Origin of the sequence: Flavobacterium stagni (assembly GCF_004122105.1) — a bacterium.
GTDB lineage: Bacteria > Bacteroidota > Bacteroidia > Flavobacteriales > Flavobacteriaceae > Flavobacterium > Flavobacterium stagni.
On sequence record NZ_SBKN01000001.1, the window covers coordinates 117,452 to 131,369 of the forward strand.

General features: G+C 41.5%; 10 protein-coding genes. 9 read left to right on the top strand and 1 reads right to left on the bottom strand.

Going from position 1 to position 13,918, the window contains the following annotated elements; all coding sequences use genetic code 11:
- Positions 1-33: 33 nt before the first annotated feature.
- The 6 genes from EQG61_RS00590 (at position 34) to EQG61_RS00615 (ending at position 9,427) form a co-directional block, all read left to right on the top strand.
- Positions 34-2,463, top strand: a complete 2,430-nt coding sequence (locus tag EQG61_RS00590; RefSeq protein ID WP_129459934.1) for a DUF5916 domain-containing protein — start codon at positions 34-36, stop codon at positions 2,461-2,463.
- A 90-nt stretch (positions 2,464-2,553) separates the two neighbouring features.
- Positions 2,554-4,071, top strand: coding sequence for a 2,3-bisphosphoglycerate-independent phosphoglycerate mutase (gene gpmI / locus EQG61_RS00595; RefSeq protein WP_129459935.1), 1,518 nt, complete (start codon positions 2,554-2,556; stop codon positions 4,069-4,071).
- A gap of 134 nt (positions 4,072-4,205) precedes the next feature.
- On the top strand, positions 4,206-4,874 hold the full coding sequence (locus EQG61_RS00600; protein WP_129459936.1) for a TetR/AcrR family transcriptional regulator: 669 nt from the start codon (positions 4,206-4,208) through the stop codon (positions 4,872-4,874).
- 1 nt (position 4,875) lies between these two features.
- Positions 4,876-6,543: a peptidase domain-containing ABC transporter gene (locus EQG61_RS00605; RefSeq protein WP_129459937.1), complete on the top strand. Its 1,668-nt coding sequence runs from the start codon at positions 4,876-4,878 to the stop codon at positions 6,541-6,543.
- Between the two features lie 2 nt (positions 6,544-6,545).
- Positions 6,546-7,907, top strand: a complete 1,362-nt coding sequence (locus EQG61_RS00610) for an HlyD family secretion protein (RefSeq protein ID WP_129459938.1) — start codon at positions 6,546-6,548, stop codon at positions 7,905-7,907.
- Between the two features lie 137 nt (positions 7,908-8,044).
- Positions 8,045-9,427, top strand: a complete 1,383-nt coding sequence (locus EQG61_RS00615; RefSeq protein WP_129459939.1) for a TolC family protein — start codon at positions 8,045-8,047, stop codon at positions 9,425-9,427.
- Between the two features lie 163 nt (positions 9,428-9,590).
- Here EQG61_RS00615 and EQG61_RS00620 read toward each other — a convergent pair whose 3' ends face one another.
- Positions 9,591-10,865 (bottom strand): acetyl-CoA hydrolase/transferase family protein, encoded by a 1,275-nt coding sequence (locus tag EQG61_RS00620; RefSeq protein ID WP_129459940.1) that lies wholly within the window; start codon positions 10,863-10,865, stop codon positions 9,591-9,593.
- Between the two features lie 141 nt (positions 10,866-11,006).
- On the opposite strand from EQG61_RS00620, the gene map reads away from it, so the two are divergent.
- Genes map through EQG61_RS00635 form a run of 3 tightly spaced genes read left to right on the top strand, consistent with a single transcriptional unit; the run spans position 11,007 to position 13,892 of the window.
- Entirely contained in the window at positions 11,007-11,825 is an 819-nt protein-coding gene (map, locus tag EQG61_RS00625; protein ID WP_129459941.1) for a type I methionyl aminopeptidase, read from the top strand.
- Positions 11,825-12,595, top strand: a complete 771-nt coding sequence (locus EQG61_RS00630; protein WP_129460672.1) for a class I SAM-dependent methyltransferase — start codon at positions 11,825-11,827, stop codon at positions 12,593-12,595. Before map ends, EQG61_RS00630 begins: the two co-directional genes overlap by 1 nt.
- Before the next feature lie 52 nt (positions 12,596-12,647).
- Positions 12,648-13,892, top strand: coding sequence for a type IX secretion system plug protein (locus EQG61_RS00635; protein ID WP_129459942.1), 1,245 nt, complete (start codon positions 12,648-12,650; stop codon positions 13,890-13,892).
- Positions 13,893-13,918 lie beyond the last annotated feature (26 nt).

The following is a 13,918-nucleotide window of genomic DNA, read 5'->3' on the forward strand; positions in this document are numbered from 1 at the left end:
AAATATGTATATTTGTCCACCAACCAAAACTCAATGAATCTAAAATTTGCGCCTTTATTATTTTTATTCGCAATGGCTAGCTCCTTCTGCTGGAGTCAGGCTCCTAAAAAAGTGTATCACACCAAATTCACCAGCGAAAAAATAACTATCGACGGAAAATTAGATGAAGTAGTTTGGCAACAAGCCGAAACGGCAACCGACTTTGTCATGGTGCAACCGGGTAATGGCACACCAGAAGACTCCAATCGCAAATCCATTATTAAGATCACTTATACCCATGAAGCCATTTATGTAGGAGCTTTATTATTGGATGATCATCCCGAAACCATAGCCCGTGAATTGACTACTCGTGATGATTTTGCTACTGCGGATCATTTTGGAATATTTCTAAATGGATTTAATGACGGACAACAAGACTTCCGTTTTTTTGTGAGTGCGGCTGGGGTACAACAAGATTGTGTGTATACTGATGCCAATGGTGAAGACTTTTCGTGGAATGCCATTTGGGATAGTGAAGTTCGCATTGTTGAAAATGGTTGGATTGCAGAAATGCGTATTCCCTATGCGGCACTTCGTTTTTCGCCAACAGCGAAACAAACTTGGGGGTTGAACTTCTACCGTGAAGTCAACAAAACCCGATTCAAATACACTTGGAATCTTATTGATAATAAAATCAATACCGAATCCAATCAAGCGGGGATTTTAGAAGGCATTGAAAACATCAAAACACCTACCCGTTTATTTTTTATCCCCTATTCTTCATTTTATTTGAACGGGAATAGTTTTACGAAAACGAGTGGCGAACTCAAAGGCGGGATGGATATCAAATACGGTATTAATGATGCGTTCACCCTTGATGCCATTTTAATTCCGGATTTTGGTCAGACAAAATTTGATAATGTCGTTTTGAATTTGGGTCCGTTTGAACAAACCTTTAATGAAAATCGTCCTTTTTTTACGGAGGGAACTGAATTGTTCAGCAAGGGCGATCTATTTTATTCGCGAAGAATTGGAGGTGCTCCAAGCCTTTATGAAAATTTAGGTCCGGACGAAGAAGTCGTTGACCGACCCAATAATGTCAATCTTTTTAATGCCTTAAAAATTTCCGGTCGCACGAGCAAAGGTTTGGGTGTGGGTGTTTTAAATGCAGTAACGCGTCCCATGTATTCTGAAATTCGCAATACGGTAACTGGTGCAACGCGTGAAGAGTTGGTCGAACCTTTAGCAAACTATAATATTTTGGTATTGGACCAACGTTTTCGAAAAAATTCCTCGGTAAGTTTTATCAACACCAGTGTCGTCAGAAATGGTGGAAACCGCGATGCCAATGTTTCGGCATTAGTATTTGATTTAAATACCAAAAAGAATACTTATAAGTTGAGTGGTGATTACAAGTACAGCATTATTTCGCTAGCGGATACCAAAAACAGCACGGGGTACAATACTTCATTAAACTTTGCAGAAACCAGTGGCAAGTACCGTTACAGCTTTGGTGGACAATATGTGAGTACCTTTTTTGACAACAATGATTTGGGGGTCAATTTTACGACGCATTATCATTCCTTGTACATGAATGGGAGTTATCGCTTATTGAATCAAACGCCAAAACTAAATACGTTTAATATCTTTTTCAATAATTATTCTGAATTTGATAACCGCACCGGTCGTTTGCAAGCCTTAAATCACGGTATTAATGTCAATATTGTCGATAAGAAAAATGATTATTACGGCTTTGGATTTAATGGGCGGCCGCTTCATGTCTATGATTTTTATGAACCGCGAACGTATAACGAATCGCGTTTCATCCGTTTACCTCGGGTGGTGAGTGCCTATTTTTACTTCTCTTCCAATTATGCCCGAAAATTTGCCATTGATATCAATCCATCTTTCACGCAATCGGATGAGAAAAACCGCTTTACGTATGGATTCCAGTTTGCGCCTCGCTATCGTTTTTCCAACAAATTATCCTTAGTTTTAGATTATACCTACAACCATTTGAACAACAATGTAGGCTATGTGGGACAAGATGATAGTATCAATGCCATTTACATGGGTCGCCGAAAAATCAACACCCATACGTTGAGTTTGAACGGTAAATACTCCATCAACCACAACATGACCTTTAACTTAGTTACCCGTTATTATTGGTCGTATGCGCTATACAATAACTATTATGCGCTATTGGATAATGGTGGCTTATTGAATGTAACCGATACCGTACTCTTGGATGCTGACCGTAACTTCAACACCTGGAATTGCGACTTGAACTTCTCTTGGTGGTTTGCTCCAGGTAGCCAGATGAATATTTTATACCGCAACAAAGCTTTTCTCCAGCAATCTCAAAACATTGATGAATCGGTTAAAGGAAATTTAGGTCGGGTATTGAGTTCCCAAAATTTGGACCATATCTTCTCTATAAGTATTCGTTATTTCATTGATTATAATTCATTGAAAAAAAACTAACAAACCCTGTAAATTTTTACGAATAATCCATGGCTTTTCGGTTGATTTCCAGGGGCAATTTGGCGTACCTTTGTACCAAATTTGATTACCATGAATAAGAAAGTCATTCTCATGATTTTGGACGGTTGGGGAAAATCACCCGACCCGAAAGTGTCGGCTATCGACAACGCCAACGTGCCTTTTATCAATAGTCTTTATACCGAATACCCTAACGCTGAATTACGTACTGACGGACTCAATGTTGGACTTCCTGAAGGGCAAATGGGAAATTCAGAAGTGGGCCACATGAACTTGGGGGCGGGACGAATTGTCTACCAAGATTTAGCCAAAATTAATTTAGCTGTTCAAAACCATACTTTAAGTAAAGAACAACCCTTAATTGATGCATTTGAATATGCCAAAGCCCACGGTAAAAAAGTCCATTTTTTAGGATTGGTTTCCAATGGTGGGGTACATTCGCATACCTCACACTTATACGGACTTTTAGATGCGGCAGCTTCGTATGATTTGGAACACGTATATATTCATGCTTTTACCGACGGCCGTGATGTAGATCCCAAATCGGCACAAACGGACTTGGCCAACTTGCTTGCTTACACCGAAAAATCCAACGCAAAAATCGCTACTGTAATTGGGCGTTATTATGCGATGGATCGCGACAAACGTTGGGAACGCGTAAAATTGGCCTACGATTTATTGGTTAATGCTGAAGGAGAAAAGACCAATGACTTATTGGCTAGCATTCAAAATAGCTATAGTGAAGGTGTGACCGATGAATTCATCAAACCCTTAGTGGTCACTCAAGCTGATGGGCAACCCACTGCGGTGATTGAAGAAGATGATGTGGTGATTTTCTTTAATTTCCGTACCGATCGCGGAAGGGAATTGACCGAAGTATTGTCGCAAAAAGATTTCCACGAATTCAACATGCACAAACTGAATTTGTACTATGTAACGATGACCAATTACGACGAAACCTATCAAAATGTTCATGTGATTTACGACAAAGATAACATCACAGAAACCTTGGGAGAAGTTTTGGAACAAGCGGGCAAAAAACAAATTCGAATTGCTGAAACGGAAAAATATCCGCACGTGACCTTCTTCTTTTCGGGCGGCCGCGAAGTACCTTTTGATGGCGAAACGCGTATTTTACGCAATTCTCCCAAAGTGGCAACCTACGACTTGCAACCTGAGATGAGCGCCTTTGAATTAAAAGACGCTTTGATTCCCGAATTGGAAAAAGGAGACGTCGACTTTGTGTGTTTGAATTTTGCCAATGGCGATATGGTCGGGCATACCGGAGTGATGGAAGCCGCCATCAAAGCTTGTGAAGCTGTGGATGTTTGTGTGAGCGAAATTGTAACAACAGCTTTAGCCCACGATTATACAACCATCATCATCGCTGACCACGGCAACTGCGAAACCATGATCAATCCTGACGGTTCGCCCAACACTGCCCACACCACGAATCCTGTCCCTATCATTCTAGTTGACAAAGAATTGACAACCATTCAAAGTGGGATATTAGGCGATATTGCGCCTACCGTTTTAAAACTAATGGGCATTCCCCAACCGGCGGCAATGACCTGCCATTCTTTAGTGTAAATCACAACTACAACATACGTTAAGAGGTTCCTAAAAGGAGCCTCTTTTTTTATAATTAAAAGTTAAATTCTCAAAACTGAAAGTATTACTATTATATTTGCATGAAATTATATTAAATAGCTTACAAGAATAGTATGGAATTACTTTCACAAATCGTGATATCGGTCAATCCGAAACTGTATGTTAAAAATCCCGAAACCTCTGAATTGGGACGGAAAATCATACAACAAAGTATTCTTTTGATCGACGAAATTGGTTTCGAAGCTTTTACTTTTAAAAAACTAGGGGAACGCATCGGCTCGAATGAGAGTTCGTTGTACCGTTATTTTGAAAACAAACACAAATTATTGCTTTATCTCACTTCTTGGTATTGGGGATGGATGGAATACCGAATGGTTTTTGAAACTAATAACATCTCCGACCCAAAGCAACAGTTGTTGAAAGCCATCGAAATTTTAACTGAAAAAATCAAAGACGATACGAGCACACAACATATCAATGAAGCGGTTTTAAACAACATCATCATCTTTGAATTTACCAAAACCTTCCTGACCAAAGAAGTGGATCAGGAGAACCGCGAAGGGTTCTTTATCATTTACAAAAAAGTGATCAATCGTTTGGTGCTAATGATCCAAGCGGCAAAACCCGAGTATCCCTTTGCCAAAAGCTTGGCATCATCCATTGTAGAAGGTTCATTGCATCAGCATTTTCTTAAAGATCATTTGAAAACCATCACCGATTGCAATGATACCCAATCGCCGACCCATTTTTACCAACATTTAATTGAACAAATCTTGAAATAACATGAAATATACTCCTTTTCAACGTTTAACAAACCTACTCAAACTCGACCGAAAAGATGTCGTACAAATCATCTTGTACGCCGTATTTGCAGGTTTGGTGAGTTTATCTCTACCACTAGGAATTCAAGCGATTATCAACCTGATCCAGTCGGGACGTGTAAGTGCTTCCTGGGTGCTTTTGGTAGTCATCGTGATCATCGGAGTGGCGCTGGGCGGCATATTATCCGTGATGCAATTGCGGATTACCGAAAACTTGCAACAGAAAATATTCGTGCGCTCTTCTTTCGAATTCAGCTACCGCCTACCCAAAATCAAATTGGAAGCGCTCTACAACCAATATGCGCCTGAATTGGCCAACCGCTTTTTTGACACCTTAACCATTCAAAAAGGAACGTCAAAATTGTTAATCGACTTTTCATCGGCCTTGCTTCAAATTATTTTTGGCATCATCTTACTTTCGTTGTATCACCCGTTTTTCATCTTGTTTGGTGCGTTATTGTTGGTTTTATTATATTCGATTTTTAAATTTTCGTATACCACCGGACTCAACACTAGCTTGAAAGAATCCAAATACAAGTATAAAGTCGTAGGCTGGTTACAGGAAATTGCCCGCAACAACAGTAGCTTCCGTAAAAAAGACAATTTTGAATTTGCTTTAGCAAAAAATAACAGCTTGGTCGAACAATACTTGGTGCACCGAGAAAAACATTTCAATATCATCAAACGTCAATTCCTTCAATTGATTGGTTTCAAAGTGATCATTACCGCTTCTTTATTATTGATTGGAGGATATTTAGTGGTAAGTCAGGAAATGAATATCGGTCAGTTTGTCGCCGCAGAAATCATTATCCTTTTGGTGATTAACTCGGTTGAAAAAGTAATCCTCGGTTTGGAAACTTTCTATGACGTCTTAACTTCTGTGGAGAAAATCGGTCAAGTGGTGGATATGGAAACGGAAAAAACCATTTCTAAAGAACCTGATTTTTGCTACACTAACATTCAAATGGAAACGGACAACCTAAGTTTTAAATTCCCTGATAGTCCGGATTATGTGTTATCAAAAATTAATCTCGTCATCAATCCCGGAGAGAAAATTTATTTGGATGGAAAAAATGGTTCCGGGAAATCCACCTTAATTCGGATACTTGCAGGCTTAATGCAACCTACATCGGGTTCGTTTGCCATCAATGATGACACGTATCGAAAGGTCGATATCAACCAGTTTCGTTCACATATTGGCACCATTCTTCACGAAGAAACCCCGTTTGAAGGCACCATTTTGGAAAACATTACCTTCAACAATCCGCACGTGACGCATGACCAAATTAAATGGGCTATTGACAGTGTAGGTTTGGGCGAATTCATCAAATCACTTCCTGACGGACTCGACACGATGATTTTCCCAGAAGGGCGCCAACTCTCCTCGTCCAACGCGCAAAAGATTTTGTTAGCACGCAGTATTGTCAACCGTCCGAAAATTTTGTTCTATGAAGATCCTTTGGACAAAATGGACGACGATGCCGCTGCTCGCATCATCGACTTCTTAACGGATGCTAAAAATCAATGGACGCTGATTGTCACTTCAAAAAATCCGTATTGGAAACAAAAGTGTATGCGTGTCATCGAAATTCAAGAAGGAAAAATTAATAACGATATTTTAAAATCATAACCATGCTTAACTTATCCAAAGAAAACCCCATAACTGAAAACATTGATCAGTTTAGCACGGTGAAAAACTTAAGTAACCGTCCGCATTACAAAATCCTGAACCGCATTATTTTATGGGTTTCCGGAATCACTTTGGTCATTCTCTTTTTGCCTTGGACACAAAATATTTCAGGCTCGGGAGCGGTGACCACTTTGAAACCCGACCAACGTCCGCAAACGGTGCATAACGCCATTGCGGGTCGTATCGAAAAATGGTACGTGAAAGAAGGGGATTATGTCAAAAAAGGCGACACCATCCTATTTATTTCTGAGATTAAAGAAGATTACTTCGACCCGAATTTGGTGGACAACACCAAAAACCAAGTCGAAGCTAAAAAAATGGCTGTAGAATCGTATAGTGGTAAAGTTTCCACACTTGGCACTCAAATCAGTGCCATTGAAGCGGAACGGAACTTGAAACTGCAACAGGCAAAAAATAAAATTCGCCAAAGCATCCTAAAAGTGCAAAGCGACAGTATGGATTTGGAAGCGGTGAAAACCCAATTGAAAATTGCCAACACCCAGTTCAATCGTTCCCTAACCTTGAACAAAGAAGGCTTGAAACCGCTAACGGATGTCGAGGAAAAACGCTTGAAACTTCAAGAAGTGGAAGCCAAAATCATCACCCAAGAAAACAAATTCATTTCCAGTAAAAATGAATTGATCAATGCGCAGGTAGAAGTCAACCGTATTGGCGCTGAATATGCAGAAAAAGCTTCCAAAGCGCGCAGCGATCGTTTCACCGCGATGAGCAGCCAATACGATACCGAAGCGCAAGTCAACAAATTGCAAAACCAATACACGAATTACAAAATTCGTAACGGCTTGTATTACATCACGGCGCCCCAAAACGGCTATGTGAACCGCGCTTTGAAATCGGGTTTGGGCGAAACCATCAAAGAAGGGACCGAAATCGTGAGCATCATGCCGGCCAAATACGACATCGCCGTGGAAACGTATGTGAGTCCGACCGACCTACCCCTGATCCACAAAGGCGAGAAAGTTCGCATCTGGTTTGACGGATGGCCGACTATCGTATTCTCGGGCTGGCCGAATATGTCGTACGGAACCTTTGGTGGCAAAATTGTTGCGGTGGAAAATTTCATCAGTCCAAACGGAAAATTTCGCGTACTCATTGCTCCCGACAACGAAGATCATCCGTGGCCGAAACAAATTAGTATGGGTTCGGGTGCTCAGACTTTGGCGTTATTGGACAATGTACCAGTTTGGTATGAAATCTGGCGAACGCTCAACGGATTCCCACCGAATTATTACCAACCCAAAGGTGGCGGGAAAGGCGACGCCAAATCAGAGGCGAAGAAATAATTTTTGGGAACTAATGGCTAGGGCTTCCCGGCCATCCCTATTCCTGCTTTCCGTTGCAATCTGCTTTCGCTAACGCTACAGCAGGATTTCCACTGCAATCAGGGTTAAAATAAGAGGCTATTGGCCAACAAAAAATTATGAAAAAATTACTTTTTATACTGCTTTCCTTCCCGCTCTGGAGTCAGGCTCCATCGATGAACACGCTCACTTACGACGAATATTTGGGCTATGTAAAAAAGTTTCATCCCCGGGTAAAGAGTGCCGATTTGAACATCAGCAGTGCGCAAGCCAACTTGATGATGGCGCGGGGTGCATTTGACCCTAAAATCGAAGTGGACTTTGACAACAAACAGTTCAAAGGCAAGGAATATTATTCGCTTTTAAACAGTAGTTTCAAGATTCCAACTTGGTACGGAATCGAAGTTAAAGCCGGATTTGACAACAGCGAAGGGATTTATGTGAATCCGGAGAACACTTTGCCAAATCAAGGATTGACATCATTGGGAATCACAGTTCCTTTGGGACAAGGGTTGTGGATTAACCAGCGTATGGCCGACTTGCGAAAAGCCAAAATCCAAATCAACTTGAGCAAAGCCGAACGCCAATTGGAAGCTATTAATGTGCTTTATGATGCTTCGGTTGCTTATTTTAATTGGAAACGTACGTACGATGAAGTGCAGTTGTATAAAAATTATTTGGTCAATGCCGAAACCCGATTTACAGGGATTCGGAGTTTGATCAAAAACGGAGACAAACCGGCCATAGACAGTGTAGAAGCGGGAATTGTAGTGCGCAACCGAAAACTAAGTTTGACCGATGCTACTTTGAAATTGGCCAAAGCCAAATTGGAATTGTCCAATTACTTGTGGTTGGAAAACAACATCCCGATGGAATTGCAGGATGGAATGCTTCCTGAGGAAAACCTGGACAAAACCATTCAAGAAATTTTGCGCACCAATGCGTTGCTTTCGGGGGATATCAGTATTGACAACCATCCCAAAATTACGGCCTTGGAAAGCAAAGTTAATTTATTGGACATCGACCGAAAATTGAAGGCCAATATGCTCTTGCCAAAAGCCAATGTGGGGTATTTCTATTTATCGGAGCCCAATTATTGGAATTCGACCGACTTCAACAATTATAAAGTCGGGGTGAATTTCTCGTTCCCCTTATTCTTACGCAAAGAACGCGGGAGTTTAAAGTTGGCCAAATTCAAAGTCCAAGATGCGCAATACGATTTAAGTTTAGAACGGGTGCAATTAAGTAACAAAATCAAAGCACAACAAACTGAGTTGAGTTCGCTCCTCGAGCAACAAAAACTGACGGGTGATTTGGTAACCGATTATCAAATCATGTTGCAATCGGAAGAACGTTTGTTCTCGTTGGGTGAGAGTTCGATTTTCTTGTTGAATTCCCGTGAAAACAGTTTGGTTTCTGCCCGACTCACGGCGATTGCTTTGATGAATCGGTATTTGATTTCGAATGCCGAGTTGTTTAAAATCATGGCGCAACCCGATTAGTGATTTGAAAATCGTTCGTGTCATTTAGCCCCGAAAGAGCCGGTATCCACGTAACGCAGTGGAGAGACCTACCTGCCGGCAGGCAGGTAAAGGCGAAAGCGGGAAGACATGTGAAAAAAAACCCTACTTCTGCTCCAAAAAAAACTCCCCGAAGGGAGTCTTTTTACATTTGATGGAGCAATTCGTAATACTCCTTATCAATGCGCTCCCTATGGGAAGGATGCGCGATTTTAACTAACTCATCAGCACGTTGTTTCAAGGTTTTGCCATACAAATCGGCGATACCGTACTCGGTGATCACGTAATGAATGTGGGCGCGAGTGGTTACCACTCCGGCACCTTGTTTTAGAAAAGGAACGATGCGACTCTCCCCTTTTTTGGTAATGGATGGCAAAGCGATAATGGCTTTTCCGCCCGGACTCAAAGACGCGCCACGGATGAAATCCATTTGACCGCCTACTCCGGAATACATACGTGGCCCAATGGAATCGGCACACACTTGACCGGTTAAATCGACTTCAATAGCCGAGTTAATCGCCACCATATTCGGATTTTTACGAATACGTGCGGTATCGTTCACCATCGACGATTCTTTCATTTCGATAAACGGGTTGTCGTTGACAAATTCGTATAAGCGTTTGGAACCGATTAAAAAAGTAGCCAACACGCGCCCGCGTAACGTTCCTTTGTAATTGCAATTGATCACATCTTTTTCAATCAAATCGATCACGCCATCGGAGAACATTTCGGTGTGTAAACCCAAGTCTTTATGATTGGTCAATTGGCGAAGGGCTGCGTTGGGAATGGAGCCAATACCCATTTGCAGGGTGCTTCGGTCTTCGATAAGTGAGGCGATGTATTCCCCGATTTTATTTTCCTCGGGCGTACAAGGTTCGACATCATGCGCATAAATTTCAGTATCGACTTCGACCAAATAATCGATTTCAGACACGTGTAAAATACCGTCACCAAAGGTTCGGGGCATATTGGGATTCACTTGCGCTACCACGATTTTGGCGTTTTCAATGGCTGCTACGGTCGCTTCAATGGAAACGCCGAGTGAGCAATAGCCGTGGCGATCGGGTGGGGAAACATGGATAAAAGCCACATCGATGGGCAATACATTTTTGCGAAACAAATGCGGCAATTCACTCAAGAAAACGGGCGTATAGGAACCGTTTCCTGCTTTGAGGGTGTGGCGCACATTGGATCCAATAAAAAAGGAATTCACATGAAAGCTATCCGCGAGTTCGGGATTGGCATACCGTGCTTCGCCTTCGATATGCAAGTGGCATATTTCAACGTTGCGCAATTCTTCGGCACGCTCGGTGAGGGCGTTGGCCAAAACAGTGGGTGCAGCGGCGGCGGCCTGTAAATAGACCCGATCGCCGGATTTCACGACTTGTACAGCTTCTGCTGCAGTTACATATTTGCTCATACCTGTAATTTTGGACAAAGTTAGGGTTGGATTTTAGGTAAAAATATGACATTTCTCATGGTTTATCCGTAAAGTAGTGTGGGTAAAAAAGTCCGTTTTTCGAAAAAAAATACCTACTTTTGCCCACTCATTTTCAGACTTATGATTATACCTAAAACCCGTGAAGAAATTGAAATCATGCGTGAGAGTGCGTTGTTGGTTTCCAAAACCTTAGGGGAAATTGCCAAAGTTATTCGTCCTGGTGTTACCACCTTACAATTGGATAAATTGGCGGAAGAATTCATTCGTGATCACGGTGCTGAACCCGGTTTTTTGGGGATGTATGGTTTTCCCAATTCGTTGTGTGTAAGTCCGAACGCCCAAGTGGTTCACGGCATTCCCAACAACAAACCGTTGGAAGAAGGCGATGTGATTTCGGTGGACTGTGGGGTGTTGAAAAACGGGTATTATGGCGATCATGCGTACAGTTTTGAAATTGGTGAAGTAGCACCTGAAACTAAGAAGCTCTTACAAGTGACCAAAGAAAGTTTGTATGTGGGTATTCGCGAATTTCGTGCGGGCAACCGTGTAGAAGATGTGGGGAATGCCATTCAAAAATACTGTGAAGGACATGGTTACGGGGTAGTGCGCGAATTGGTCGGACATGGTGTAGGAAAGAAAATGCACGAAGAACCTGAAATGCCCAATTACGGCAAACGCGGTCGCGGAAAATTATTTGTGGAAGGCATGGTGGTGGCGATCGAACCGATGATTAATATGGGAACAAAAAACATCAAGCAGTTGAAAGACGGTTGGACGATATTAACGGCGGATGGTAAACCCAGTGCGCATTTTGAGCACAATGTGGCGTTAGTGGATGGCAAACCTGAATTGTTATCGACGTTTCAATACATCTATCAAGCGTTGGGCATTCAAAGTAATGAGGAGGATGAATTCCGTAAAAATCCGTTGGTGCTATGATCAAAAAAGTTTTCAAATGGGTTTTAAATACAATTCCGCGTCCGGTGTTGATTCGTTTGAGTATCGTGGTGCGTCCGTTGTTGGCTTTTTTGTTGAAAGGAAACCGATTCACCGACCCGATTGACGGCAAAAGTTTCCGTATGTTTTTACCGTATGGCTACGGGAGTCAGCGCAACAACGTGCTTTCTCCGAGTACGCTTTCGTTGGAAAGACACCGCTTGTTGTGGATCTTTCTTCAACGGGAAACCGACTTTTTTACTGCGACTGAAAAGAAGAAAGTCTTACATTTTGCACCAGAGCAAGAGTTTTATAAGCGCTTTAAAAAGCAAACCAATATTGAGTATACCACAACCGATTTATTATCGCCCTTAGCGGATGTGAAAGCGGATATTTGTAACTTACCTTTTGAAGACAATACCTACGATATTATTTTCTGTAACCATGTATTGGAACACATTCCGGATGATACCAAAGCGATGCAAGAGTTGTATCGGGTGATGAAACCGGGTGGGATGGGCATTTTTCAAATTCCTCAAGATTTGAATCGTGCGGTTACGTTTACGGATGATAGCATCACCGACCCGAAAGAACGGGCGAAAATCTTTGGACAATACGATCACGTGCGTGTGTACGGGCGGGATTACTTTGATAAACTGCGCCAAATTGGGTTTACGGTTGTGGAAGAAGATTACACTTCAAAATTAAATCCAGCCGATGTAGAACGTTTTTGTTTGGCCAAAGGCGAAATCATTCCGGTTTGTTTTAAATAATTTGGCTTTTTTTTCGTTGCTTTAGTATCTTTACGAAATAAACAACGATCACATGAAGCGATTTTGGGCAGTGCTCGCCGTATTGGCAAGCGTATTCACCTTTGCACAAGAGAAAGAAGTCAATCCACCGTATTATATCAAAACCATCACTTTTGTTCAAAACGGACAAAACATGGTACCTGTTTTCCAATTGGGGGATGACATTCAATTGCAGTTTGATGACTTACAAGGCTCGGAAAGCAATTACTATTACCACATTACCCATTGTGATTACGATTGGAAACAATCCCAATTAAGCATCAATGAATATTTGACAGGGTTTAATGACCAACGTATTATTGACTATACGAATTCGTTGAACTGTTTACAGATTTATTCGCATTACCGTGTTACTTTTCCCAACAAATTCACCCAATTGAAAGTGAGTGGCAACTACATGATTAGCATTTTAAATGAAGATCGAGAAGTTGTTTTTTCGCGAAAGTTTGTCGTTTATGAAAATCTGGTTTCGGTACCGTTGCAAGTCAAACGAGCACGCCAAGTGAATGATACGCCTTACAAGCACAATATGGATTTTGCCATAAAATCTGGGACGATTAATTTCCAGAGTCCGCTAAAAAACGTCAAAGTAATGGTGCTTCAAAACGGACGTTTGAACAATGCCCTGACCAACATCAAACCCATGTATACGGTGGGCAATGATTTGATTTACAAATACGATAGCGAAACCCAGTTTTGGGCGGGGAACGAATTTTTATATTTTGAAAATAAAAACATTCGGGCGGCCACCAATACAATTGCTAAAGTGGACACCAATTCTGGTTTATACGGCTGTTATTTGTACACCAATACCGCACGTGGGAGTCAGCCCTACACCTATTGGCCTGACAAAAATGGGAATTTCTTCATCAACAATGTGAATTCGACGGTACCTGAAACAGAAGCTGATTATGCTTGGATTTACATGTCGTTATCCGCTCCCGCTTTTTATGAAAACAAAAATATTTACATTACAGGGATGTTTAATAATTACGCCTTGAATGACGAATATAAGATGGATTATAATGAAAAGAAAGGGCTTTATGAAAAAGCGATTATGGTGAAACAAGGCTTTACCAATTATTGTTTTACGGTAGCGGATTCCAATGGAACGATTGACAATGCTAATGCGATTGACGGAAATTTCTACCAAACCGAAAACGATTATATGGTATTGGTATATTACCGTGAAAACAACCAACGCTATGATCGCGTGATTGGTAAAGGCATTGCTTCCTCGGTTGACATCATTAATTAACACTATCTTTAAACGGTAAAGCGTTG

Coding starts and splice junctions, on each gene's coding strand:
- EQG61_RS00590 (WP_129459934.1), top strand. CDS start 34: ATGAATCTAAAATTTGCGCCTTTATTATTTTTATTCGCAATGGCTAGC.
- gpmI (WP_129459935.1), top strand. CDS start 2,554: ATGAATAAGAAAGTCATTCTCATGATTTTGGACGGTTGGGGAAAATCA.
- EQG61_RS00600 (WP_129459936.1), top strand. CDS start 4,206: ATGGAATTACTTTCACAAATCGTGATATCGGTCAATCCGAAACTGTAT.
- EQG61_RS00605 (WP_129459937.1), top strand. CDS start 4,876: ATGAAATATACTCCTTTTCAACGTTTAACAAACCTACTCAAACTCGAC.
- EQG61_RS00610 (WP_129459938.1), top strand. CDS start 6,546: ATGCTTAACTTATCCAAAGAAAACCCCATAACTGAAAACATTGATCAG.
- EQG61_RS00615 (WP_129459939.1), top strand. CDS start 8,045: ATGAAAAAATTACTTTTTATACTGCTTTCCTTCCCGCTCTGGAGTCAG.
- EQG61_RS00620 (WP_129459940.1), bottom strand. CDS start 10,865: ATGAGCAAATATGTAACTGCAGCAGAAGCTGTACAAGTCGTGAAATCC.
- map (WP_129459941.1), top strand. CDS start 11,007: ATGATTATACCTAAAACCCGTGAAGAAATTGAAATCATGCGTGAGAGT.
- EQG61_RS00635 (WP_129459942.1), top strand. CDS start 12,648: ATGAAGCGATTTTGGGCAGTGCTCGCCGTATTGGCAAGCGTATTCACC.